General features: G+C 45.0%; 20 protein-coding genes. 12 read left to right on the forward strand and 8 right to left on the reverse strand.

The features are described 5' to 3' along the window. Positions 1-23: 23 nt before the first annotated feature. Positions 24-1,139, reverse strand: coding sequence for a WG repeat-containing protein (locus BN1546_RS12295; protein WP_090737699.1), 1,116 nt, complete (start codon positions 1,137-1,139; stop codon positions 24-26). Positions 1,140-1,297: 158 nt separating this feature from the next. After that, complete coding sequence (locus tag BN1546_RS12300; RefSeq protein WP_255305322.1) at positions 1,298-1,558, reverse strand: hypothetical protein; 261 nt, start codon at positions 1,556-1,558, stop codon at positions 1,298-1,300. Between the two features lie 340 nt (positions 1,559-1,898). Between BN1546_RS12300 and BN1546_RS12305 the strand changes: the two genes are divergently transcribed. The 5 genes from BN1546_RS12305 to BN1546_RS12325 all read left to right on the forward strand — a co-directional run bounded on the left by BN1546_RS12305 (position 1,899) and on the right by BN1546_RS12325 (position 6,351). Beyond that, on the forward strand, positions 1,899-2,216 hold the full coding sequence (locus BN1546_RS12305) for a PTS sugar transporter subunit IIB (protein WP_040102565.1): 318 nt from the start codon (positions 1,899-1,901) through the stop codon (positions 2,214-2,216). Next, positions 2,209-2,541: a PTS sugar transporter subunit IIA gene (locus BN1546_RS12310; protein ID WP_013373717.1), complete on the forward strand. Its 333-nt coding sequence runs from the start codon at positions 2,209-2,211 to the stop codon at positions 2,539-2,541. Before BN1546_RS12305 ends, BN1546_RS12310 begins: the two co-directional genes overlap by 8 nt. Before the next feature lie 83 nt (positions 2,542-2,624). Further along, on the forward strand, positions 2,625-3,953 hold the full coding sequence (gene celB / locus BN1546_RS12315) for a PTS cellobiose transporter subunit IIC (RefSeq protein ID WP_064962775.1): 1,329 nt from the start codon (positions 2,625-2,627) through the stop codon (positions 3,951-3,953). 71 nt (positions 3,954-4,024) lie between these two features. Beyond that, a complete protein-coding gene (locus tag BN1546_RS12320) occupies positions 4,025-5,434 on the forward strand; it encodes a glycoside hydrolase family 1 protein (protein WP_090739151.1) in 1,410 nt (469 codons plus the stop codon). A 206-nt stretch (positions 5,435-5,640) separates the two neighbouring features. After that, the gene (locus tag BN1546_RS12325; RefSeq protein WP_025675749.1) at positions 5,641-6,351 is read left to right on the forward strand and encodes a GntR family transcriptional regulator; all 711 of its coding nucleotides are present in this window, start codon (positions 5,641-5,643) and stop codon (positions 6,349-6,351) included. Between the two features lie 95 nt (positions 6,352-6,446). Here the strand turns inward: BN1546_RS12325 and BN1546_RS12330 are convergent, their stop codons facing one another. Further along, positions 6,447-7,988: a family 43 glycosylhydrolase gene (locus BN1546_RS12330; protein WP_090737701.1), complete on the reverse strand. Its 1,542-nt coding sequence runs from the start codon at positions 7,986-7,988 to the stop codon at positions 6,447-6,449. A gap of 388 nt (positions 7,989-8,376) precedes the next feature. Here BN1546_RS12330 and hmpA point away from each other — a divergent pair, with 388 nt between their 5' ends. Continuing rightward, a complete protein-coding gene (gene hmpA, locus BN1546_RS12335; protein WP_013373712.1) occupies positions 8,377-9,606 on the forward strand; it encodes an NO-inducible flavohemoprotein in 1,230 nt (409 codons plus the stop codon). A gap of 105 nt (positions 9,607-9,711) precedes the next feature. Further along, positions 9,712-10,874, forward strand: a protein-coding gene (locus BN1546_RS12340; RefSeq protein ID WP_369690579.1) for an IS3 family transposase whose coding sequence is annotated in 2 segments (ribosomal slippage) — positions 9,712-9,976 and positions 9,976-10,874 — 1,164 coding nt in all. Because the reading frame shifts where the segments join, the coding sequence is not laid out codon by codon here. Positions 10,875-11,005: 131 nt separating this feature from the next. Here the strand turns inward: BN1546_RS12340 and serS are convergent. Next, positions 11,006-12,295, reverse strand: a complete 1,290-nt coding sequence (gene serS, locus BN1546_RS12345) for a serine--tRNA ligase (protein WP_090737703.1) — start codon at positions 12,293-12,295, stop codon at positions 11,006-11,008. 900 nt (positions 12,296-13,195) lie between these two features. Here serS and BN1546_RS12350 point away from each other — a divergent pair. Beyond that, complete coding sequence (locus BN1546_RS12350; RefSeq protein ID WP_090737705.1) at positions 13,196-13,927, forward strand: hypothetical protein; 732 nt, start codon at positions 13,196-13,198, stop codon at positions 13,925-13,927. A gap of 38 nt (positions 13,928-13,965) precedes the next feature. Here BN1546_RS12350 and BN1546_RS12355 read toward each other — a convergent pair whose 3' ends face one another. Continuing rightward, positions 13,966-14,184: a hypothetical protein gene (locus BN1546_RS12355; RefSeq protein WP_044786992.1), complete on the reverse strand. Its 219-nt coding sequence runs from the start codon at positions 14,182-14,184 to the stop codon at positions 13,966-13,968. Positions 14,185-14,640: 456 nt separating this feature from the next. Between BN1546_RS12355 and BN1546_RS12360 the strand changes: the two genes are divergently transcribed. The 4 genes from BN1546_RS12360 to BN1546_RS12375 all read left to right on the forward strand — a co-directional run bounded on the left by BN1546_RS12360 (position 14,641) and on the right by BN1546_RS12375 (position 22,076). Beyond that, complete coding sequence (locus BN1546_RS12360; RefSeq protein WP_090737707.1) at positions 14,641-17,193, forward strand: DUF2339 domain-containing protein; 2,553 nt, start codon at positions 14,641-14,643, stop codon at positions 17,191-17,193. A gap of 162 nt (positions 17,194-17,355) precedes the next feature. Then, a complete protein-coding gene (locus tag BN1546_RS12365; protein WP_025675755.1) occupies positions 17,356-18,705 on the forward strand; it encodes a sodium-dependent transporter in 1,350 nt (449 codons plus the stop codon). 167 nt (positions 18,706-18,872) lie between these two features. Then, entirely contained in the window at positions 18,873-20,927 is a 2,055-nt protein-coding gene (locus tag BN1546_RS12370) for an acyltransferase family protein (RefSeq protein ID WP_090737709.1), read from the forward strand. Between the two features lie 201 nt (positions 20,928-21,128). After that, positions 21,129-22,076: a polysaccharide deacetylase family protein gene (locus BN1546_RS12375; protein WP_090737711.1), complete on the forward strand. Its 948-nt coding sequence runs from the start codon at positions 21,129-21,131 to the stop codon at positions 22,074-22,076. A gap of 82 nt (positions 22,077-22,158) precedes the next feature. Here the strand turns inward: BN1546_RS12375 and BN1546_RS12380 are convergent, their stop codons facing one another. The 3 genes from BN1546_RS12380 to BN1546_RS12390 form a co-directional block, all read right to left on the reverse strand. Further along, positions 22,159-23,286, reverse strand: a complete 1,128-nt coding sequence (locus BN1546_RS12380; protein ID WP_013373705.1) for a glycoside hydrolase family 88/105 protein — start codon at positions 23,284-23,286, stop codon at positions 22,159-22,161. 49 nt (positions 23,287-23,335) lie between these two features. Next, positions 23,336-24,868, reverse strand: coding sequence for an MFS transporter (locus BN1546_RS12385; protein WP_064962769.1), 1,533 nt, complete (start codon positions 24,866-24,868; stop codon positions 23,336-23,338). Positions 24,869-24,979: 111 nt separating this feature from the next. Beyond that, complete coding sequence (locus BN1546_RS12390) at positions 24,980-26,329, reverse strand: right-handed parallel beta-helix repeat-containing protein (protein WP_058711429.1); 1,350 nt, start codon at positions 26,327-26,329, stop codon at positions 24,980-24,982. Positions 26,330-26,445: the final 116 nt, after the last annotated feature.

Below are 26,445 nucleotides of genomic sequence, written 5' to 3' on the forward strand. Positions count from 1 at the left end.
CGATCTGCCTCCAGGGTTGTTTTTTATTTTGAAACAGAATGTTTAGATACAATGAAGGCTTTGCCTGGCTTGATAAAAGCAACAGCATAACCATTAGAGAAGGAAGAAGATTCCGATCTGTATGCAAGCTTGGTCAGCAGTTGACCTTGGCGATTGATGTATCCGAATTTTCCGTCCGAAACGGATGAGTTTGCTTGTTTACCGACTAAAGCAATGCCTTCCTTGAATGGAGATGTAACGTCATATTTTTGTTGATATTTAATGACCAATGTTCCGGTTTTATCAATAAACCCAACTTCATTTTTCGCATTTTTCACACTGGCCAGACCCTCGCTAAAATCCTGTGCATCCGTAAATTTAAAGGGAATCACGACTTTTCCCTGTTTATTGATGAATCCCCATTTACCCTTGGCATTTTGTACTGGGGCCAATCCTTCCGAGAAGTCTCCGCCGGATTTGTATTGAGGTGGAATGACTTCTTTGCCTGCCGTATTGATATAACCGTATAGCCCCTTGCTATTTTGAACAATAGCCAAGCCATTCGAGAAACTACGGCTGTATTTATATTGATAAGGAATCGCTAGTTTACCGGAAGCATTCACAAAACCAACCTTCCCAGTGTTAGGGGCATAGGCAAGAGCCAGACCGTCTGTAAATACATATTCTGAATCCACATTTTCTTTAAAATGAGAAAGGATTTTTCCCGTTCGATCTATAATTGCATTTTCTTTGGTGTCTGCTATTGTGACCTTGGCTTTGCCTTCGGAAAAGACATTGGCTTCGGTATATTGGCAAGGAATAACCAGTGTCCCTTTGGTATTAATGTATCCATAGAGATTGGTTTTTGTATTTTTGACTACAGCTCGTTGCTCTTGAAAATCACCAATAGGTTTAAGCTCGGCGGGAAGAGAGAAGGCTTTTTGTCCTTTGGTATTGTAATACACAAGGTTTCCGGTAGATGTTTCAGCGGCCAATAAGCCATCATGGAAAGCACCATCGCTTGAAGGACGAGCAATGTTGTAATCTACAGCGGTTTTAGAGACTTCAATGGTTGTTGTACTGGATGCGGCCCAACCTGTTCCCATAACGGAGAGGCTAGTCACCAGAATCAATGCAGTTAATCCTAACTTTTTCAACATGCATAAGCTCCTTTGTGAGTTGATTTTTAACTTCAGGCTTCAAAGAATTCTGCCCTCATACGTAAGGCCTTCCATAATATAGACGATAAAAATGTAGGAATGTTTCTTGATATTCAAATTTTTTCTAATTTTCAGTGTGTGAAAGCTCTAAACCTGACCTACATCTTTCGGATGCTCAACAGAGAGTTGCCGTTACGCATAAACTCATACGGGATCTTGGCCTCCGTCACCCGTAAGCCTTCTGCCTCCAGCTCAAGAATCAAACGATCTAGCAGATCGTAACGAGTGCCTGTTAAATCGGTCAGAGGAAAAATGCGGACTTCCTCTGAAGCCACTCGTAGCAGTTCGTGTACCGTATTTTTATGAAACTCATAGTCGAGTCGATCACTATACCTAAACAGAAAATGGGCAGACAGCACGATATTAAACTCTGTTCATCCTCAAAGCGAAGCTCTGGTAGTACCGCAGCAACGTAGCGTTCTGGGTGCTTCCTCATATATCTGCGTGCAATCCTGAAGTGCTTGATGCCGCTGCTCGCTAAGCCCTCGCACATCTCTTATAGTGAGAATCGATTATTATTGAGAGATTTAAGATAATATCAGTTCATTTTTCAAAAAAAGAAGAAAATGTGTCATTTTAAAAAAAGTCTATACATATATGTTAAATGTATAGACAAATCCGAAAAGCGGATTTATAATTACGCTGTAAACGTTTTCTAGTAGTTATCATCCAATCAGACCTTGAAGGGAAGGAATAATCATGAAGAGAATTTTACTGGCGTGCAGCTCAGGTATGTCTACAAGTTTGCTGGTTACCAAGATGCAGGAATATGCTAAGTCCATTGGAGATGAGGCTGAAATTTGGGCAGTAGGTCAAGATCAGGCGGCAGAAGATATGGCTAAGGCTGACGCGGTATTGATTGGCCCGCAAATGAGTTTTCTTAAAGGACAACTGGAAAAGGAAGCATCTCAATATGGTATTCATGTAGAAGTGATCGACATGATGGCCTACGGAATGGTTGACGGTAAGAAAGCCTATGAACAGGCCGTAAAGCTGGTGGAACGCAAAAATGGATAAGATCAATATAGCTGAACTGACGGAAGAGCAAATTAGTTTCCAACTTATTCTTCACAGTGGAAGCGCTCGCAGTAAAGTAATTCAAGCGCTGACTGAATATCGAAATGAAAATGTAGAAGGTGCGGACGAACTGCTCAAAGAAGCCAAGCAAGATTTACGTGCTGCACATGATATCCATTTTCAAATGGTTAAGAAGGAAGCGGGAGGTACTCAAACTCCCTTCTCGCTCCTTCTGATGCATGCCGAGGATCATCTGATGTCCACGGTTACCATGAAGGATCTGGTTAAAGAACTACTGGAGCTGTTCAAATCCAGAAGTTTATAGCAGGACCTGTAAAATTGTGAATTTTGGGACATGAAATGCTTGCAACCCTATGATGCAAGTCACTTCGCGGGGAGGAATAGGCTTTGTTTGAAAAATTAAGCCGGATACTGATACCTATTGCCGGTAAACTGAACAACAACCGCTATCTTACTGTACTGCGTGATGCATTTATGTTGTCATTTCCATTAACAGTTTTTGGCTCCATCATTGTCGTTATTATCAATCTGCCGTTTCTCAAAGGGTGGATGGGGGACGGTAATTATGCGACTTTTAACAGTCTGCTGAACATTGCGCCGAGTGCCACCCTGAACATCATGACCTTATTCGTGGTTGTCGGGATCGGCTATTATTTATCCCGAAGTTATAAGGTCGAGCCCATATTTGGCGGCATGATCGCGTTGGTCAGCTTCTTGATGCTCACCCCGTTTGTGCTGACACAAGAAAACGGTGCCACGATTGCTGGTGTCATTCCGTTAGATCGAATTGGGGCCAAAGGCATGTTCCTTGGCATGATCGTTGCTTTTATAGCTGCTGAAATTTATCGAAGAGTGACACAGCGGAACATTGTTATCAAAATGCCTCCAGGCGTTCCGCCAGCTGTTGCCAAATCGTTTGCCGCTTTGCTTCCGGCGTGTATCACATTGGGCATATTTTTGATCATTAATGTTGTAGTTACACTGACTCTTCATAATAACCTGCATGATCTGATTTATCATGCTGTACAGGCACCTCTGGTGCATTTGGGCAGTGGTATTGTTCCTACATTAATTGCTATTTTCTTTGTTCAGCTTTTATGGTTCTTTGGGCTTCATGGTCAGATTATTATCAACTCAGTCATGGAACCGATCTGGAATACGCTGGCACTTGAAAACTACGAAGCGTACTCCAAAGGAGCAGAACTGCCGCATATTATCACCAAGCAGTTTGTGGATATTTATACCGTAGGTATCGGTGGTACAGGTATGACACTGGCAGTCGTGCTCACGATTCTGATCTTCCTAAAGAGCAAGCAATTGAAGCAGGTCAGTAAGTTGGCCATTGGACCAGGTCTATTCAATGTCAATGAACCCGTCATTTTTGGTTTGCCGATTGTGATGAATCCGCTTATTTTTGTCCCATGGGTCATTGCTCCAATGATTGTTACGCTGATTACTTACTTCGCGATGTCCACCGGGCTTGTACCACCGCCTAACGGAATACAGGTCCCTTGGACGATGCCGTTGTTCTTTAGTGGAATGATGGCTACGGGATCTCTAATGGGAGGCGTACTGCAGTTGTTTAATATGGCTGTCGTTTTTGTCATTTGGTTCCCATTCCTGAAATTTATTGATCGAATGAACGTCCGTAAAGAGCAGGAAGAGGAGATTAACCAAGCAGCCATTGCAGGTAAGGATCAAACTGTTGGAATGTAGTGTGAATGAGCCTGAACCAGCGGCTTATTCATTGCAAAAGAGAGAGGAGTAGAGCTGTGAATCATACCGAAATGAAAGATACAGAGCAGCAAGCCATTCAATACTGTTTTCCATCCGACTTCTGGTGGGGGTCATCAGCCTCGGCTACCCAGACAGAAGGAACCGTGGAGGGAGACGGCAAAGGACCGAACATCTGGGATTATTGGTTTGAACAGGAGCCAAACCGTTTTTATGACGGGGTGGGGCCTGGCGATACATCCCGCTTCTATACTCGTTACAAAGAAGATATTGCACTCATGAAAGAGCTTGGCCATAACTCCTTCCGGTTCTCCATTTCCTGGTCACGCCTGTTTCCGGCAGGAAGAGGTGAATTGAACCAGAAGGCGGTTCAATTCTATAATGCCGTCATTGCAGAGTTGCATAAGGCAGGGATTGAGCCGTTTGTGAATCTATATCATTTTGATTTGCCGATGGCTTTGCAGGAAAAAGGAGGATGGGTAAACCGGGAGACGGTCGAAGCTTACGTGGATTACACTAACACTTGCTTTGAGCTATTCGGGGATCGTGTAGCCAAATGGTTTACACATAACGAGCCGATTGTCCCGGTGGAAGGCGGCTATCTGTACGATTTCCACTATCCAAATGAAGTGGATTTCGGGAAAGCTGTACAGGTGGGATATCATACCCTGCTATCGAGCGCGAGTGCCATTAAGGCTTACAAAGAAGGCGGTTATAAGGGCAAAATTGGTATTATTTTGAACCTGACGCCAACTTATCCGCGTAGTCAGCACCCTGCAGACGTGCAGGCTGCTGAAATATGCGATGCGTTCTTTAACCGTTCCTTTTTAGACCCATCTGTGACGGGAGAATTTAATCCTTTGCTCGTGGAGCTATTACGCCAAGAGGGATTCGTACCAAGCATGGAAGACGGAGATCGGGAGATTATACGTCAGGGCACTGTGGACCTGCTGGGGATTAACTATTATCAGCCGCGCAGAGTCAAGGCTCGCGAAAGTCTTCCGAATCCAGATGCGCCTTTTGTGCCGGAACGATTCTTCGATTATTACGCCATGCCTGGTCGTAAGATGAATGAGATGCGAGGCTGGGAGATTTATGAGAAGGGCATTTACGACATTCTGACCAATGTCAGGGAGAATTATGGAAACATTGAATGCTTCATATCAGAAAATGGAATGGGTGTTCAAGGCGAGGAAAAATTCAGGGATGAGAACGGCATGATCCATGATGACTATCGCATTGATTTTATCCGTGAGCATCTCAAATGGGTTCAACGTGCCATCTCAGAAGGCTCCAATGTAAAAGGTTATCACTTATGGACATTTATGGACAACTGGTCCTGGACGAACGCTTATAAAAATCGCTATGGCTTCGTATCTGTCGACCTTCAGAACGAAGGCAAAAGATCCGTTAAACAGAGTGGGCACTGGTTCAAGCAAGTGATCGAAAATAACGGATTCTAAGGTGGTGGGTGGTCCTCTGGACCACCTTTTTTTATCACCGAGCCAAGTTCCCCTGTATACTGCTGGTGAGAAAGTATATTGTTCGGTATACTTACTTATACCATAATACCTCGATGTCCCCGCCTGCAGAACCAAAAGAACCAGCGCTACCGATGTTTTTGGTAAAATGCTGACATAAAACAAATTTTAGTACAGGTGGTAGACAGATGAATAAATACCAACGGATTGCACAAGAGGTCAAGAAGCGTATTATAGATAAGACCTATAGCAGTGATGATCCGATCCCCGATGAAATTTCACTGGCCAGTGAGTTCCGGGTAAGTCGGATGACGATTAAGAGGGCATTGGATACGTTGGTGTCGGAAGGGCTGTTGAATCGTAAAAGAGGACACGGAACCTTTATCGTCAAATCGGTCTACAATGGTCCGGTTAATGTCGTTGTGAATGAAATGCTGGGGCTGACTAACGTACTGCGCGGGAAAGAAATCAAAAGTAAAATCATAGCCTTTGACGTTCAATTTCCATCTGAAGAGGTAGCGGCGCATCTATTTATTGATGCCAATTCTCCTGTGTATCATGTAGTCCGTCTGCGTATTGTAGAAGGAGAGCCGTATGTGATAGAGCGCACATACATGCCTACCAAGCTGATCAGCGGTATTACCGAGCAGGTGTTGCACGGCTCAGTGTACAAACATATTAAGGAGGAGCTGGGCCTTAATATTGTCAGTTCACATCGTACCATCCGTGCGTCCAAGTCGACCGAGCTAGACTGGAATTATTTGGATTGTGGTGCGGATGATCCGGTTTTAGAAATTGAGCAGGTAGGTTATCTGGATACGGGTATACCGTTTGAATACTCATTCTCACGGCATCGGTATGATAAATTTGTGTTTACCACAGTAAATCGGATACGTTGAGCGAATGAGTACGAAACAGGTGGTAAAGCAAACATGGCAGAAGAAGCCTATCAGATGTGGGCGCTCTCCTGCCATGTTCTTTTTAATGAAGCAAATTAATTGCCAAGCAATCTTACTTCATGCACCGTTGGGGTATACCAGTTGTTCGGATTATTAAATAGCACTGCATTTACAAGATTGATGCGCACGTAACGGGCTTGGAAGTTAACTTTGTCACTGGTAAAGCCATATGTGGTATTGCTTGTGCGGTCAATGGTGGAATAATGAACACCATCCGTACTATACTCGATTTTATACTTGTAATATGCCTCAGATCCTTTGTACATAAACCATGAAATATTCACTTCGCTAATCGTCTTGGTACTGGCCAAATCGACCTGCCACCATGCAGGCCAGGATGCAGATGTAGCCTTCCATGAAGTTTGAGGGTTGCCATCGTTCGCCAGTGAAGCCGGAGAAGCGGAGGCGGCTGAGCTGGCAGTTGCTGTTTTGCCTTGCGCGTGATTCACAAGAGAAGGCAGGATGACCTTGCCTGTGGCAGCATCCAAATCCCAACTACTGTACCAATTGAGGGTTGCCGTTTTATTAGCATCATTCAAGGTCAGTGGCAACCAGATGAATTTGTGATCGCTCAGATTGAGCGGGTTCCAGCGGTCGCCCATATAGATGTAGCTGGTTCCAGTGCTGCCTGTAATTGTGGCGATGGAGTGGATTTGCGAGCCATAAGCCGCCGGATCTCCGAAAGGCGACAAAGCAGACCAGCTTCCAGTCATGGAGCTGGCGGTTGCATAAGCACCCTGATTCGGATACCAGCCGGATGCCTGTGAGGTAAACAGGTAGTAGGTGTTATTCTTTTTCACAACAGCGGGGGCTTCACGATAGCCATTTTCAAAAATCCAGCCAACGAACGACTGCACACCTGTATAATCGGCCGTCAGCTTGAAGATTGCCATCGTATCGTTGGCGCCGCCATTTTTACGGGAAGCTGTAATGAGGTAGCCGCTACCGTCAGTATCCGTAAATACCGTCATATCACGAGACTCATAATTCAGCGGGCGGAAGCTGCCTTGGTAAGTAAAATTCCCGTCGGGTGTATCGCTGGTAGCGACAGCTACGCGACCGAGTGAGTAATCCGTGCCATTTTCATAGTGTGCCCATAATACATATTTTCCGGTGGATTTGTTGTAAATGACTTTGGGACGCTCAATTTTGCTTGAATTCAGCTCAGGGGCGGAATCTTTGGTGAGAATACTACTGCGGAAGGACCAATTTTTCAAATCGGTCGAGGTGTATACGTTCACTTTTTCAAATTTCCAGTTTTCGGCATGCTCGCCGTACCAATAATAAGTGGAGCCTACTTTTAGGATATTTCCGCTGTTTGCCTGAATCGGGTTACCTGCGGTGTCTTTCCAATCTGTTCCGTTCGTAATGGCTGTGCTTGCTATTGCATTCAAGGAAAGTTCTGCATTAGCGGCGTCTATACCATTCAGCGATGGGTTCATCTCGCTCCCATAGGTTGCTTGCGTAACGCCTGTAGTATTGGCATGTACCGCATCAGGTTGAAGACCTGCACCGACCACTGCGAGTATAATACAAATCCATGCGGCTAACGATTTGCTGTTGCTGATCCACTTCACGATATCATCTGCCTCCTTTAACACGGATAGGATGGGCCAGAAGGGCTTGTCCGGCACCTCATCTTTGATTTTATCTTAATTGGAAGCGTTTACAAGTGGAATAAATTGAAGTCTTTAGAATGGTAAACTGCTGTTAGAAGAAAGAACAAATTTGATCATTACATACGAAATAGGTATATAGGGAAGCTCGTCACTTATATCAGAATTGTTTGTGATTGTGCGCTTTGTCATTGACACGTTCATGAATTATTTCAAATTTAAAGTGACTGGAATCACATAAACGATTGCTTTATGTGGGTATACTTGCTTTAATTGAGGGTTAACAAAAGGGAACTATGTTAATAACAACTATTGTTCATCTTATTTTGGAGAGAAGAGGGATACTACGATGTTAAGTGAGCAAACCATTGCAACGATTAAATCGACTGTACCTGTTTTGGAGGTACACGGAACTACGATCACCAAGCGTTTTTACCAGATGATGTTCGAGGCCCATCCCGAGCTTCTCAATATATTTAATCACGCGAATCAGAAGCAAGGACGTCAACAAGGTGCGTTGGCCAATGCTGTATATGCGGCTGCACAGCACATTGACCGTCTGGAGGAAATTCTTCCGGTGGTACGTCAGATTGCACATAAGCATCGTAGTTTGGGGATTAAGCCAGAGCATTATCCTATCGTCGGGAAATATCTGCTCGCTGCGATCAAGGACGTGCTAGGGGATGCAGCAACAGATGAGATCATCAACGCATGGGCCGAAGCCTATGGTGTGATTGCGAATGTATTTATAGATGTGGAAGCTGAAATGTACAAGAACGCTGAACAGCAGCAGGGAGGCTGGTCAGACTTCAAGAACTTTGTTGTGCAGAAAAAGGTTAAGGAAAGCGACCAGATTACGTCCTTTTATCTGGTGCCGCAGGATGGACAGGTGCTGCCTGCATTCGAGCCTGGGCAATATATCAGTCTGCAGATGCAGATCCCGGGTGAACATAACACCCACATCCGTCAGTATAGCCTTTCCGATGCACCGGGCCAACCTTACTACCGGATATCCGTAAAACGCGAGGACGCCGTCGGGTCTCGCCCAGCGGGTAAAGTATCTGTGTATCTGCATGAGCAGGTGCAGGAGGGCGATGTGCTGCGGGTGTCTGCACCTGCGGGTGATTTTACGCTGGATCAGACAGATCGCAGACCTGTTGTATTGATTAGCGGTGGAGTCGGGCTAACCCCGATGGTCAGTATGTTGGCTTCCTTGGTGAAGTCTGCTCCAGATCGGCCCGTCACCTTTGTCCACGCAGCGGTCAACGGAGATAACCATGCTCTGCGTAATGAGGTGGAAAAGCTGGTCGCCACACATGCACAGGCGGCCGTTCGGTGGTGCTACAGCAGACCAACCGAGCAGGATCGTCTAGCCCAGGCTTTTCACAAGGAAGGACGTTTGGATCTGGCTTGGCTGCAATCCGTAATACCGGAACGTAATGCCCAATATTACTTTTGCGGCCCTGTGGGATTCATGCAATCGGTATACGGCCTGTTGAAGGAGTGGAATATCCCTGCATCGGATATCCACTATGAATTTTTTGGTCCTGCCAGTGCATGGGAAGCAGAAGCGCAGTGAGACATTAAAAAAGACGAAGGATTGGTATTATCCCCTTCTAGTAGACAAGAGAGAAAAGACATCTGTTAAGATGGACTTAATCTTGTTGAACGGAGGGGATTTTTCATGGCTAAAAAGGGACAATCATTCCGGCAATACTCCTTAGATGTAAAGATGGAGGCAGTCCGGTTGGTGAACGAAGAACATATGAGTATTCGTGAAGTGACGAAACAATTGGACATTCGCAATAAATCCCAAGTGCAAAGCTGGGTGATGAAACATCGAGCGGGGGAGAACCTCCAGCCAACGACCCCAAGGCAGGGACGAACCAAAACGAAATTTTCCAGTATGGAAGAGGAGATGGCGTATCTACGGGCGGAGATTGAATATTTAAAAAAGCAGTATCCAAATCTACACAAGGAGTGACGAGGAAAGAAGCGAGGTTTGAAATTATTGAGGGAATGCGAACACGATATTCGTTGAAATGGTTACTTGAATTAGCCCATGTTTCTCGGGCAGGATATTATAAATGGAGAAAGAATCAGCAAACAACCCAGCAGCGTAAGCAAGAAGAAGAGCTTCTGGAATCGCATATGTTGTCGATCCACCGGATCCATCCCTATTTTGGTTATCTGCGGATGACCGTTGCTTTACGTAGAGAAGGTATCTTGGTCAATCACAAAAAGGTGTACCGCCTAATGAAGAAATTAGGAATCCGTTCCGTCATTCGAAAGAAGCGGCGCTTTTTTGGCAAACAGGCATCTGTGGTAAATGCCAACCGATTAGATCGACAATTTCAGGCAGATTCTCCTTTATCCAAGCTGGTTACCGATATTACATACATACGAGCTGGAGAGCGGTTTGTATATCTCTCTGTCATTCAAGATCTGTTTAACAATGAAATCGTGGCTTGGCGTCTTTCGGAACGAAATGACCTTGCTCTAGTTAGCGAGACCCTAGACGTTCTAAGTAAGAACGCGAACATGGAGGGTGTCATTCTCCATTCAGACCAGGGTTTTCAGTATACCTCCAAGCCGTTTAACCGCAAACTTAAGCAGCTTGGAATGTTTGGGAGCCATTCAAGGCGTGGAAATTGCCTAGACAATGCCTGTATAGAATCCTTCTTCTCCCATCTTAAAACAGAGAAGATTTATTTAACGAAACCCGGAACCCTAGCGGAGGTAGAACAACACGTACGGGAGTACATTTCTTTTTATAATGAAAATAGATTTCAGAAAAAATTAAACAACCGTTCCCCGATTGAATACCGAGAAACGGTTGCTGCTTAAAGATGTCTTTTTAGTTCTGTCTACTTGACAGGGGTATGACCAGATCGTTGTCCTTCGTCTTTTTTGTGTTTATTACTGTGAGGAAATCCTACTCATTTGTCTCTACGCTTCTTCAGAGTGTGCCCATATTTTCATGACGTGGGCACACGCAAAAAATCCATATGCTGCGGCATATACTGACGTAAAGCTTCTGGAATGCGGATCGAACCGTCCTCTTGTTGGTGATGCTCTAGCAGCGGGATCAATATCCGAGGCGAAGCGACCGCTGTATTGTTGAGTGTGTAACAATATTGTAGCTTGCCGTCCGCGTTACGGTACCGGATGTTGGAACGACGCGCCTGAAAATCAAGCAGCTGGGACGACGAGTGTGTTTCGCCGTAAGACTGTCGACTAGGCATCCATGTCTCAATGTCCACCTGCTTGTAGGTTTTTTGCGACATGTCGCCTGTACAGACAGCCATCTTGCGGTAAGGTAGCTCCAACAGTTGAAGCAGATCTTCCGCATTATGCGTAATCTCCTGAAACATCTGCTCTGAAGCGTCCAAGCTCGCCTCACAGATGATGACCTGCTCCACCTTGGCAAACTGGTGCACACGATACAGTCCGTGAACGTCCCTTCCGGCCGAGCCGACCTCGTTGCGGAAGCATACGGATACCGCCGCCAGCCGAATCGGGTCTGTAACGTCCACAATTTCTCCGCTGTAATACGAGACCAGCGGAACTTCCGAGGTGCCTACAAGCCATTGATCCTCCCCTGCGATGCGGTACGTCTGATCCAATCCAAGCGGGAAAAAGCCAGTGCTGCGCATTGCCTCGGAGTGTACCATTAATGGAACGTCCAGCAGCTGAAATCCTCGTTCGCTTAGCAGATCAACAGCAAGCTGCTGCACAGCCCGGTGCAACGCCACCCCAGCCCCCGTCAGATAGTAGTTACGGGTACCGGCTGTTTTGACACCGCGAGGCACGTCGATCAGGTTGTGAAGCTGGCCGAGCGTCATGTGATCCTTGGGTTCAAATCCAAAGTCAGGTATCGTCCCGACCCGCTCCAATTCTACATTATCTTCATCCGTTCTTCCCCATGGCGTATCTGGGGATACGATATTAGGCATTAGAAGCAAAAGCTGTTGAAATTGTTCCTCTATTTCCTGTTGCGGAACTTCCAGAAGATCTAGTCGTCCGTTAATTTCTTTAACCTGCCGCTTAGCCCGTTCCGCCTGTTCATTCTTTCCGGCATGAATCAGTGCCCCAATATCCTGACTGCACTGATTGCGTGTCTGACGAAGCTGTTCTACTTCCTGAAGCAACTGCTTTCTCCGATCATCCAGGGTTAACAATTCTGCGACCGATACCTGTATTCCTTTGTCGTCTGCTGCTCTCTGAACTTGCTCTTGATGCTCTCTGATCCATTTGATATCCAACATGACACCGCACTCCTTCTTCGGATAAAAATACAAAAAGCGCCCTCATCCACATGGGACGAGGAGCGCTTTGATCTCGCGGTGCCACCCAAATTGACCGGACAGCATGACTGATGTCATGACTCTCCAATCCACTTTGCTCCGCTTTAACGGGCGGGTCCGGTTTACTTAGGAACATATCGCCATATCGTACACTAACGTATAATCCTTGGCGTAAACGCCTCCGAGTTGGATGCTCTTCATAGGCATAATGTCGTTTGCTTTTTTGTTAGTATACGAATTTTTGGCAGGTTAATCAAGCTACAAGAACCTTTTAAGCTGCTTATGCGAGATTCTGAGATACCTAACATACCAGCATATTGTTGTTGTGTAGCATTCGGATGGCTTTCATATAGATCTAAAAGAAGTTGGGCATGATCTCTTTGGGTTGAAAGACTTGTATACGCATAAATACGATCTTGAGCATATAGTTGCAATCTTTACATATCAGAAAGCCTTTAATATCACTTAATTCTTCGGTAGATAGACAAAAATGACAAGACTGCCCATAGTATCTTTTTAGTAATAGTGTACCCGTCTGTTCATATGCAAAAAATTCAATAGAATAGCTTTGAAAAGTCAGCTATCTAGGAAAATATACTCATTTTAGGTTTATTGAATTTTATGGTAGTAAAACAGAAACTTTGTGATACAATAATTATTGAAATTATTACCTTTAATTAAAAAATATAATAAAATTGAAATATTTTATATTTTAATTTTATATGCAATTTTCTTCACTCTATTTTTGCTCGATTACATAACACTACATACTGACATATTTATTGGGGTTGTTAGTCGCTTTTTTTGTAAGTTTCTATGCAAAAAAGGTTTCTATAAAATAATATTATTGGAGGAATTGCTTTGAAAAAGAAAAGTATTGCATTGTTTGCTCTATCATTAGCTCTATTTTCTGTTCCGGTTGTATCTGTTGCAAATGCTGAGACAACTAATTCTAATATTGCTGTTAGTGAGTCAGCTACTTCACAGCCCGAAGTAGTTAAAGCCTACATAACTACAGACAGTGGTTTGGAAGAAATCTCGTTAAATGAGTATCAAAAGCTCCTTTCTCAAGAACAGCCACAGACAGTCACAGCTCAAGTTTATGATAGCGGAAATAGGATTAGTCCAATGGCTGATACTGGCCTTGACTTTGTTTTTAAGCGTAAATTAATTCAATCCGCATATTATCCTCAACAATTACAAGTAGATCAGAAAACCGATATAACTGACTATATAAAAAATTCAAGTAAAACTACCACATTAACGCAAATGGTAGGTTGGTCAAAAAGTTTTTCGTGGAGTGCGAATATGACCATTTCCACTAAATGGAATGATGCAGTAACTCAAGTTCTAGGAGGTGGCTGGTCAACTACTGAAACCCATCTTTATAATAGTTCTCTAACTGTTCAGCCTGGATATCAAGCGAAACTACAATTTACCCCTTTTTATAAAGTAGTTAGAGGGGACCTAGTTGGTTATAATTATGTGGGCAAGGAATTAGAGCGTATCAAAAATGTTACCATTAAATCACCTGTTAAACTTGCGGGTGGTAAAGTACAAGGTGTAATCACAGTAGTAGAAAGAAGGCTCTAGTACTTAAATTATTAAGTCATAATGTAAAAGAAGAAGGCCTAGGCCTTCTTCTTTTTTTTCAAATATTCATATTCACTTATAATTAAGTAAGCTACTCCAATAATCAAAGCAATTACGGCAAAAACTTTTAAAGAACCAAACGGAGCATAAAAAGGATTTAACTGCCCGGCTCCTGTAATTGCTGCACAAAGATAATAAGAAGAATACAACATAGCAGATATAAAACAAAATATTGTTCCTGTCATAGCCCTATTCATTGTTTGTTCATTCCCCTTTAAAATATTTTGAAATATGTCCAAAATATATAAACAAAATTATTATAATCCAAAAGGTTACACACATCAACTTTTGGAGATTATCAATAGTCCTCACGCCTATTTATGGTCAGTCACAGATGGGGAAACGCAAGAGAGGATTATAGATAAATCTGAACTATACACTCTACTTTATTTTTTACTTCCGTTTTTCAACATGACCTTTCCAAAAAAATGCATATACAGTGTAAATAATTCGGATTTCATGTTTGCGAAGAGGGAAGGTAGGCTTTATTTCTTATGTATATCCATTCTACTTCATCTGTGATGATGAAACTGGAAGAATATTTAAGTAATAGCCTTAAATCAGCGTTCAAAATGGGCTATAGTCTCTATAATGCTATTTTAATTTCATGTAAAATGTATTGATTACCAAAACGAACAGCGATGGAGGAGAACATGGAGGATTTTAAAGATCGTTTACATACGATCCGCCAAGAACAGAATAAGCTGCTCAAGGAGTATCAAACATTAATTGCAGATTACGAAGCTTCAGATATCATTCTGGAGAATGAGGTGCTGCGAAAAAAGTTCGAGGATTATCAGGCTCGCTGCATTCATTTGGAAGAGCGGGTACGACATATTGAGCAGGAAAATGGAAAGCTGCGTACTGCGCTGACAGAGCAAATGCTGAGCGAAAAGGCGAATATGATTCGCATTTCGCGGGAAAAGCTGGAGACCTATTTTGCTTCCAGAACTGCAGAAGGGGAAAATCGGCTGACATCCATTGAGTATGGGGCTAAAAACCGGGTGGACCAGCTTATTCAGCAAACCACTCATGAGCTTAAAGAGGATCAGGACGAGATCGTCGCTAGACTGAGACTATTCTCAGAGGAGATTCGTGACCGGATCATGGAGCAACGCAGGCGGTTTCAGGAGGCAGAGCGCAAATTGCTTCATCAGACGGCACACGAGCTCCATCAACTCGGGGAAGAAGAGATCAGCGAAGAAACGATGCAGAAGCGTATGAAGCAGAATCAGTTTGAAATGATGCTGGGATTGAACTGGATTAACAAGCTAGGAATTTTGCTTATTATCTTGGGTGTGGGAGCCGCTTTTAAATACTCATACTCAAACTGGTTTACAGGAAATATGAAGGGCGTTGCCTTCTTTTTGCTAGGAGCGCTAATGTTGGGCGGCGGCGAGTGGTTGTATCGCAAGCAGAAGCAGACCTTTGCGCTCGGTATTTTGGGCGGCGGTATTTCTGTACTGTACGGGTCCATATTTTATAGCTACTTTTTGCTAGAAATCATAGGGATGTATACAGGCATAGGCTTGTCCGTTCTAGTTACGGTGACCGCTGTGCTGTTGTCATTAAGATATGAGTCTCGAACGATATGTTCCTTCGGTTTAGTAGGAGGATATCTCCCGTTCTTTTCCTATATGGCTGCAAACGGGTTGGAAGGAAACGCCGTGTATATTGCGATGGGTTATCTATTCCTGCTGAACCTGTTGATCCTGCTCGTATCCTTCCGCAAACGGTGGGTCATCGTGCAATATATCAGCTTTCTACTCAATACCCCATTAATGGTTGTACTCACGTGGTTATCAGACAGCACCATAGCCAGTATGCTGTATGCAATCATTACATTTGCGATGTATCTCGGGATGACACTGTGGGTGCCGTTCCGATTCAAAACAAAACTATCATGGCTGGATTTCTCCCTGTTGGCTCTGAATACAGTCGTGAGCTGTTCCGTTCTGTATTCTCTGTTCGGTGATGCAGGCCTGGATGATTACAAAGGATTGCTGGCACTCGTCTTTTGCTTGGTGTATGGGGGCTTGGGCCAATGGGTTCGTCGATATATTCCAGAGGAGAAACAAACCAAAATACTATTTTATGCGACATCATTGACCTTTGCCATTCTCATGATTCCGTTCCAGTTTGGAGTCAGATGGTTGTCCATGGGTTGGTTAATCGAGGCAGTGCTCCTCACATTATATGGACATCGCTATCGCTTGAAGGAATTAGAGCGTGCAGGCTGGGGCATTCTAGGACTGTGTCTGGGCGCATTCTTTTTCATCGATTTTCCTATATATCTGTTATCAGGCTTTGAGACGGATTATTTTGGGCTCAAATATACGCTCATTACATTGGGAATGTTGATCGTTACTGTCTTCTATGCGATTGAATTTAGCCGTCCGAATGCTTTCAAAAACAATCGTTTGTACGAAATGCATATCATGCAAGGATTTAAGTATGTAGCTTTGGTGAACGTGTACTTCTATCTTTTGTATGAAGCTGGTCATTGGTATAACATCGTCGTATCCGATGAGTTTGCACATTACACCTTGTACAAGGTGTTGTTGTTCACCTGCGTATCTCTGGTGTTAGCTTATTTCCTGCCTAAAGTGAAGCTACTGTACGATCGGGTGATTAAATACTATAGCTTGACATTGTACGTCATAGGCTACGCGCTGGCATTGGTGGTTACCGTAGCGATTCCAACCCTGCATGAGGATTACGCGCAGAATACGGCTACTGATTACGTGGCGTTAATTGTACTGGCAGCCTTTAATGTACTGGTATTCTTCAGCAGCAGGGACTTCCTAAACGCACTGATGACTCGACAGTATAGAAGTAATGAGCTGTATCCGGTCATTATGGGAGTATATTTGTTGGGTATCATTACCGCCTTTCTCGGAGTTCAGTTCCGTCTGGGAGACGCAGGTCTTGTGTTCAGTCTGGTGTATCTGCTGCTGGCTATTTTGTATATTGTATACGGCTTCCTCAAACGAGTGGTCTACATCCGCCGATTTGGATTGGGTTTGACCCTGCTATCGACAGGTAAGCTGCTTTTGTACGATCTACATTTGTTAACGTCAGGAAGCACTATTGTAGCCTATTTCTCCTTTGGGGTTGTATTGCTGGCCATTTCGTATATTTACCAAAAAGTATCCAATCGTATGGGAGAGACCATTATTAAGAAGGATACTGAAGAAAAAATGTAGTTTTTTGTTGTATTGTGTAGATACCGAACATTATGAAAATAAATCCGGTAATAGTGAAAAATTATGCATGACCTTACATCCTACTTACGCTATAATGAGAAAAAATTATTTATGTACGCATGCTCAAGTTTATGCGTAAGTAGAGAGAATGAGGGGGATACCATGAATTTGGGCAAGGGGAAGAATAACCTGTCTGATAAGAATGAACGCTTCTCGTCGGCTGGATTCATTTTGGCAGCGATCGGGAGTGCGGCAGGACTAGGTAACATCTGGAAATTTCCGTATATTACCGGACAATATGGCGGAGCTGCATTTTTCTTGTTGTTTATTGTCTGCTTGTTGCTTGTTGGTTTGCCTGTGCTTTTAGCAGAGCTTGCGCTTGGTCGTGCAGGTCGAGGAAGTGCTGCCTCTGCAATGGTGAAAGTAGGCGGACATCCAATTTGGGGCAAGATGAGCATTATGTTTGTTATCGTGCCGTTTGTTATTTTGTCGTTCTATGCCATTGTAGGAGGATGGACACTGCATTATGCTGTAGAGGCATTTAGCGGAAGTCTGTTTTCTAATAATGATTTTGCTGGCCAGTTCGCTTCATTTTCTTCCGGCTATGCACCGTTGGTGTGGTTGTTAATTGTTTTTGCATTTACAGCAGTCGTGGTTACCCTTGGGGTATCGAACGGAATTGAAAAGTTCAATAAAATTTTGATTCCTGCTAAGGTCATCCTGTTGCTCGTGCTGATGATTAACGCTCTCATGCTGCCAGGCTCTGGTGCGGGTGTATCCTTCTTTTTGAATCCTGATTTTTCTAAGTTAAGTATAGAGTCTGCATTGGTTGCTTTGGGACATGCCTTCTTCTCCCTCTCACTGGGGATGGGGATCATGGTCACTTATGGTGCTTATGTGGATCGTCGACAATCGCTGGGTGGAGCCATGCTGGCAGTTGGTGGCGGGGATTTAATTTATGCGTTTATCGCAGGTATGATCATTTTCCCTACAACCTTCTCCTTTGGTATTAACCCTGCCCAAGGACCGTCTTTGGTCTTTATTGCTTTACCGGCTGCATTCTCTGCCATGCCTTTCGGAGCTTTCTTCGGCGGTTTGTTCTTCGTATTGCTGGCGGTTGCAGCATTAGGCTCTATGGTATCCCTGCTGGAGGTACCCGTAGCTTATGTTATGGAGCGGTTCCGTTGGGGCCGGGTTCGCTCGGTTGTCATCGTATCGATCCTGTGTCTGTTGCTGGGTGTCCCTTCTGCATTGTCTATGGGGTTGGTTCCAGAGTTAAAGGTGGGCGACAAATCCTTCTTTGACTTTGTTGACTTCACAGCGTCCAACATCTTCTTGCCACTTGGTGGCTTACTGATTGTTATATTCACAGGGTACTACTGGAAAACTGCTGGCGAGCATGCCAATCTCAAGCCTATCTGGTTCCGTGTATGGTTGTTCGGCCTTCGCTATGTTGCACCGATCCTGATGTTGTTGGTATTCCTTCATACCTCAGGGATCATCAAATTTTAATAGATACGAATTTAAAAAAAAGGTATTTTCTTCCTAAGGGAAGAGATGCCTTTTTTTGTATATCTATCAGCAGTTACCTAACTGTGGAAAGGAATGATATAATAAAAACATTGTCATTAATTTTAACTTCAATGAAATCATTACGATTATGAAGTTTTATATAATGAATGAAAAGGCTACAGGGCATCGCACAGACGATGTGCAGGAGAGGGAAAGGGCAGAAGAGCATTGAAACAGACAGAGAGTTCGAATTTGCAAGAAGGACGGCGGCTGAAATGAAGTCTAACCGGTTGTCGTCACAACGTCGTTATATGCCAGGTTTGGATGGATTAAGAGCACTGGCGGTCATCGCAGTCATTGTGTATCATCTGAATCCGGATTGGTTGCCGGGTGGTTTGTTGGGTGTAGGCGTCTTTTTTACTTTGTCGGGGTATCTGATTACAGATATTCTAGTCAGTCAGTGGGATACATATCATAGTTTTAAAATGAAAGATTTCTGGGTGCGTCGTGCCAGAAGGTTGCTGCCTGCCATGCTGACGGTTGTGGCTGCCATTGTCCTGTGCTCGTTGCTTTTCGATCCGTCACGGCTTACGGCCTTGCGCGGAGATGTACCTGCCGCATTGGTGTATATGAGCAATTGGTGGTTTATTTTCCATCAGGTTTCGTATTTTGAAAGTTTCGGCCCTCCTTCTCCCCTTGGGCATCTGTGGTCGCTTGCGGTGGAGGAGCAGTTTTATATCCTGTGGCCTTTACTGCTGGCGCTTGGGCTAAAGTACATGCCCAAGCGTATTGTACTGGCCGGATGGGTGATTTGTCTGGCGTTAATATCTGCGCTCCTCATGGCCGTGATTTACGTACCGGGAAGCGATCCGAGCCGGGTATATTATGGCACGGATACACGTGGCTTCGCTCTACTGATTGGTGCGGCGCTGGCCTTGGTATGGCCAAGCGGCAAGCTGAAAGAGCATGCTTCTGCGAAGGCGCGCCTGCTTCTCGATGGCATCGGTGCAATCAGCTTGCTGCTGCTTTTCCACTGGGCGTGGGCCTCGAATGAATATGATCCATCTCTGTACCGCGGCGGCTTGCTGGGGATTGCTGTGGTCACTGCTATTGTGGTCGCAGCGTTGGCACACCCAGTGAGCCATCTCGGTCGCCTGCTTGGACGCAAGCCGCTACGCTGGATAGGCGCCCGTTCCTACGGACTGTATCTATGGCATTTTCCAGTTATCACGCTAACTACACCTCAGGTGGACACCGATGGTGTGCATGTGATGCGTATCGTTATACAATTGCTAGCTACCATACTGCTGGCGTCTCTCTCGTTTAAATATGTCGAGGAACCGATTCGGCACGATGGATTCCGGCACTGGATTGCAGGAATTCGTTCAGCGGTTCGTCGACAGGTGCGGTGGAGATGGATCTCTACAACCGCAACAGCAATGTTTTGTATAGGTATTGGTGTGGGTACAGTTCACCTGTACGTGGTATCTCCTGACGCAACATTGCAGGCAGCATCTAGTGATGAGAAGCCAATTGCAAAGGCAAAGGCGATGCCGCCGCTTCACGGAACGGTGTCCGTAGCTTCCAAGGAGCCTACAGCCATCAAGCCACAAGGAGTCCAGGACAGTAAAGCTCCGTCTCAAGCCCAGACGCCTAAAAACACGACAGTCAAGGCTGGTACTGCGGATGGCGTTACGACGAAGACGGAACCTTCGACTACATCCAAACAGGCTAAGTCTATGACAGGCGATGGTTCGAGCGTGACCGCCATTGGAGACTCTGTCATGCTCGATGTACAGTCGTACATTGAGGAATACTTCCCGGGGGCCGTTGTGGATGGACGGATCGGCCGTCAAATGACGGAAGCGCCTGCTGTACTGGAGCAACTGAGACAAAACGGACAGCTGGGTAAGACGGTGATTATTGAACTGGGTACGAACGGCGCTTTTACCAAGGACCAGTTATCTGATCTGCTCGCCAGCCTGAAGGATACGAAGCGTATTATACTTGTGAATACCCGTGTACCACGGCCCTGGGAGAGCATTGTGAACAAGCATCTTGCCGAAGCTGCATCCCAAGATCCGCGAATTACAATGATTGACTGGTATGCAGCAAGCTCCGGTAAAAACTCATATTTTGAGCATGATGGAGTACATTTAAAACCTAAAGGCGCTAAAGCCTATGCATCTTTGCTGGCTGAGGCCCTGACGAAGCAATCTTAATGAGCAGAACCGCAATGATATTCATAAATTATGCAAATGCAAGATAAGAAACCACCGGGAGTAGGTTGTGCGTCCCCTGGTTGAAGTGCACCCTTAAACTTTCATTGGCTAAACTTCAGAGTTTTGCAATGTTCGTTGTAAGGTGCCCTTTCACCCTGCTCCGGTGGTTTTTCTTATTTTAGTGTGGAGGTACATAATCTAATGGAAAAGGGTTATTCACATAGTAGAACAAGTGAGCACCGTTTGAAGAGGAACAGAAGAAGGCTGATACTGATTGCTATTATATTATTTGTGGCAGGCTGTATTACTTTTATTGCGATAAAGGTTTCGGATAGCAAGCCACACGCGCCGACCCAGGAGCTTGCTAAAAAAACGGATTCCGGCTCATCAAATGTTAAAGCCAGCGCAGGGGCAAAGGGTAAAGCGACCTCTCCAAAAAATGATCCCGATGTAGAAGACGGTGCCTTTGTCGAAAAATATTTAAATCAGCAAATGCTAGGGCAAATGCCCGATGGAGCTGATGGTAAAAAAGTGGCCTACTTATCCTTTGATGACGGACCATCCGTGACGGTCACACCTCAGATATTAGATATTCTGAAAAAGCAGAAGGTCAAGGCAACCTTTTTTATTGTAGGTAAAGAAGCCAATGAAAATGAGCACACCAGGAACCTTATCAAAAGAATTGCCAAAGAGGGTCACGCGATAGGGAACCATACGTACTCACATAATTATAAATATTTATATCCGAACAGACGAGTAAATACGGATCATGTTATGCAGGAGATCGAGAAGAACAATCAGGTTCTAAAAAGCATTCTGGGGCCAGAATTCTCCACCAGAATGATCCGCTTCCCTGGGGGCCACATGACATGGAACAGAAGAGATCCACAGGGAATGGCTGCTCTGGATAAGGTTTTGCGTCAAAAGGATTACCATCAGGTGGACTGGAATGTATTAACGAAGGATGCAGAGGGAAGATCCAAGAAAGCACCGGCACTAATCAACCAGTTTATAAGGTCAGTCAAAGGTCGAGAAAAAGCAATCATACTCATGCATGACACCTATGGTAAAGAAGAAACGGCCAAAGCATTGCCGCAAATCATAGAATATCTGAAGAAACAGGGATATGAATTTAAGGTTATGAAGTAAGTAAGATAGGCATAAATGAGGAAAGGACGGGGCTTATCGCCACCGTCCTTTGTGCTATCTAAGAGTATATAGTCCGCATCGTTTAGATGCGCTCCGCTTCTCCCATCGCCTGAATGAAAGCGCCAATACCTTTGGGATCGTTAGTTATAATCGGCTCACTGATATAGTAAGCGAAGGTACCATCCCGGCGATCCTTACCTCCCAGACCGCTTACTTGTACTGTTTTGTTCAGATTCACAAGTCCTTCTTCAGTAATCGTGATAAACTCATCAATAATACCTTTACGGATGATTTCCGCCTCTTGACGATAATGCTCTGGCAGATAGCCTTTGCGAACACCTTTGGCAATAGCATATAGAATCATGCAGGAAGCAGATGCTTCCAGATAGTTGCCTTTCACATGGCCCAGATTGAGCACCTGATAAAAGACGCCGCTTTCCTTATCACGCACTTTCAGCAAGGCCTCCAGTGTTTCGTTCAGCATATCGATCAAGACGGGACGATCTGCATGATCTTCTGGGATGTAGTCCAGCACGTCGACGAGTGCCATGACAAACCAGCCCATTGAGCGGCCCCAGAAATTTTTGGAACAGCCTGTTTCCGGGTTGCACCAAGGCTGCTCCAGCTTCTCATCCCAAGCGTGATAGAGCAGACCCGTTTCAGGATCACGCGTATGCTTGTAGCATAGCTTGAATTGCAGGGTCACATCGTCAAACTCTGATGGATCTCCGAATTCGCGAATAAATTCAGCATAGAACGGGGCACCCATGTACAAGCCGTCAAGCCAAATTTGATACGGATAAATTTGCTTATGCCAGAATGCGCCCTCGCTTGTGCGTGGATGTTTTTCCAGCTGACTGCGTAATTGGAAGGCTGCCTTTTTATAGCGTTCATCTCCTGTGGCACGATACAGAGTGAAGAGCAGCTTACCGTTATTTACGTGGTCAATATTGTACTCATCTACTTTATAGCGCTGAATCACGCCATTTTCGTCAACAAAGTGATCCATATGTTTTTTTATATATTCCATATACTTGGGATCACCTGTCAGTTCGCCAACCCATTCCAGACCTCTGTAAATCACGCCATGGTCATATTCCCATTTCTCATAACGTTCTGGACTCCGTTTAAGCACGGATTCGCTCATACGTACAGCCCAGGATTCTGTTTTTGTAGGATTGGTTGTTGGTTGCGAAGTTGAATTTGCCATGATACAGTCACCTCTTCAGTAAAGTTTAATCTGTAATTGTTATTGCTGATTACATAGACGGAGTGTGTGTCTTAGGGTCAACGGGTCTGCTCTTGAAGCCCACATTGTTGTTGCCCCAGCACCGCTCGTAGCTGAAGCCTGTCAGCTGTTCGAACACTTTGCGAGCCTCTGGCTTGGCTGATTTCATCGAGCCGCCGTTTTTGAGGCGGTCAATCTCGGCGATTAGCTTCTTGTGGCTGTCAATATCCAGCTTCATTACGACAGAAGCAATCATCCCGATGATCGCGAGAACAATCGTACCCACCACGAGTACATAAAAGATAGCGTGCTGAGCAGAGACTGGCTGACTTTCAGCTCCGGATACAAAGCCAAAGTGCTGTAACACCCAGCCGAGAATGAAAACGACAACGGCCCGCACCATTTTTCCGGCAAAAGTCATCATACCCGCATAAATACCTTCCCGGCGACGACCAGTTAACGCTTCATCCACATCGGCAAGGAACGTGTATTGATTCCAAGGGATGTAGTAGACGCCACCCGTACCAAGTCCCATGAACAGTGTGATGACATATAGCCACATCATTGTATTAGAGGCTCCCGTCATATAGAGCAGGCCATAACCTGCTACGCTAAAGCAAACGACGACGAGTGCGGCGATGAAAGGCATACGAAACCCTTTACGCACACAGAATTGGATGAAGAAATAGGTAGAAATTAGTTGAATGACAGAGTTAAAGCTGTTCAGATTGGATACCATCTCCGAGCTTTGGAACAAGGAGAAGACAATAAAGTACGTAAAAGCTGAAGTAAACAGCCACTCGGCTGAAAATCCGCCCAGGTACATCCCGAGATGATGACGGAACGTCTTGACCCGAAAAGTGGAGGAAATGTCGATAAACAACTTTTTCATGGAATCTATAAAGGAAAGCGGAGCTTCACCTTCCAGTTCCTTTTGCAGTTCTTCACTTGGACGTTCCCAGGAGTTTTTGTACAAGAAAGCCATGGCAATCAGCAGAATTGCTGCAAAAACGAGACCGGTATACAAGAAAGGCAATGGAGAGTCTTTGCCGTAAGCAGCAATAAAGCGACCAGGGATAAAAGCGGCAGCAAAATTGGCGATTTTACCAAACATGGCCTTCCATCCAGTCAATCTGGAGCGTGCGCCGAAGTCTCGGGTCATCTCAGACGCTAGTGCTTCATACGGCACCATGACAGAGGTGTACACCAGTTCAAACAGCACGTACGTACTCAGGTAATACCAGAAGCCCAGCCCATCTATCCAAAGCATCGGATACACGAGCATCAGCGGGATACCCATCATGATGAAAAAACGGCGTCTGCCGAATTTACGGCCTAAGCGGGTTCGGTGAAAGTTATCGCTGATAAAGCCCATGATCGGATTGCTGACCGCATCTATGATGCTGGCAACAGAGAAAATGGCTGCGGCCTGAACAGGAGACAGTCCGCAAAAGGTTGTATAAAAGTACATTAACCATGCACCGCTAATAGCAAGTGCGCCACTTCCCAGCATGTTACCGCTTCCATAGGCAAGTGTATGTTTCAGTGTGATTTTTCGTTCCATGATCTGTTCACCTCATATTTTGTCTGGTTATGAGGACGATCACCGGTCGCTATATTATGCAGAATTGTCTAGGTTGGTAGATGGGCCAGGCGTCCTGATTAGGTAGGGCTTTTACCGTGCCCCTATATTTCCGCTTGGAGTACCCGAGCCAATCAGATCGCTTCCTTTGGCCAGCTTAAGGAAATCACCCAGCTGGATGGAACCGTCTGCGCCTCGAGTGATGGAAGGCACGAGACTGACAAAGTCGTCTGCACTGGCTGCGAGACCTTTGGCATTCGTCGTTTTTTTGTTTTTCCACCAAACGTTTGAGTTATCTTGATCTGTGCCACTTGTTTTATCACTTGCTGTTCCTTCAAAAGAGAGATTGTTAATGAACACGTGTTCACCCTTATCAAAGGCGAAATTGCTTTGTCCATTGTCCCATGAAGTATTGTTGGTCAAAGTAATTGTGCCAGGGTTGCTATTGTAGGTGAATCCGTGTTTTTTGTTCTGGAAAGCAATACTGTTTTTTACAATATGGTTGACTTTGATTTTGTCTCCACCCAGCTTAAAGCCGTTGCCGTCACTGTTCGCAGTAGACGTTCCATCAGAGGTTTGCCCGTTGTGATGGGCCACACTGTTCAAAATGGTTACGGCACCGATAGGGCCTGTTTCCGTTTTGCTGTACAGATCCCAGCCATCGTCTACGTTGTACGCTGCCAAGCAGTTATCGAACACATTGCCTGATCCTACAGTCAGTTTGGCTGCGAAGCCATCGGCATCCTCACCATTATCGGGATCCGCATTATCGTGAGAGTAGGAATTCAAGATCAAATTGTTCGCAGGCCACTCACTGGTGGAAGCGTTAGGGGAGTAACGCCCGAGTTGAAGTCCGGTGTCCCGATTGTGGTGGGTTTCCACATTTTCAATTCGGTTATTACTGCCGCCGATATAGATACCGTTATCTCCGGCACCTTTGACTTCAAGACCTTTGACCAGCCAGAAGTCTCCGTTAAGCTGAAGTCCCCGATTGGCTGAACCAAAGGCCTGAGCAGAAAAATCAAGTACAGGCTTTTCGCTACCGTAAGCGACTAACCCTTTGAGTGAGCCGTTACTGCCGTTATTTCCACGCTGAATTGTAATCGTTGAAGAGTAGGCGTAGTTACCACCGCGCAGGTAGATGGTTTTACCAGGAGCAATTTGTGTCAGTGCTGCTTCGAGGGTGGTAGGACTAGATATCGTGCCTGGATTGGACACGTTACCATTAGGAGCTACATACAGATCACCTGCCGCTAACGTGGTGGAAACAGCTGCTGAATCGGTTGCGCTGACGGCCTCCTCTGTGAGTGTGGTAGAGGGGAGGTTGTTAGATGGAACATCTGCGTAAGCGGTTCCAATAAGGCAAGAAGAAGCAAAAACAAAAGAAACACCGAGTCTTAGAGCGTTAAAGCCGTTTTTTGAACGATCATTCCGTTTAAACATGTAAATTCCTCCTTATCTGAGCTCATATTTTAAAAGAAGATAGCACATATAAAAGTGGATCATGCTGTCTTTCCATTAAAAAACAGGACACCTCCTGGGGGACAGATTGATCTATC

Origin of the sequence: Paenibacillus sp. Mc5Re-14, from assembly GCF_001049835.1 — a bacterium.
In the GTDB taxonomy this organism is placed as follows: domain Bacteria; phylum Bacillota; class Bacilli; order Paenibacillales; family Paenibacillaceae; genus Paenibacillus; species Paenibacillus polymyxa_C.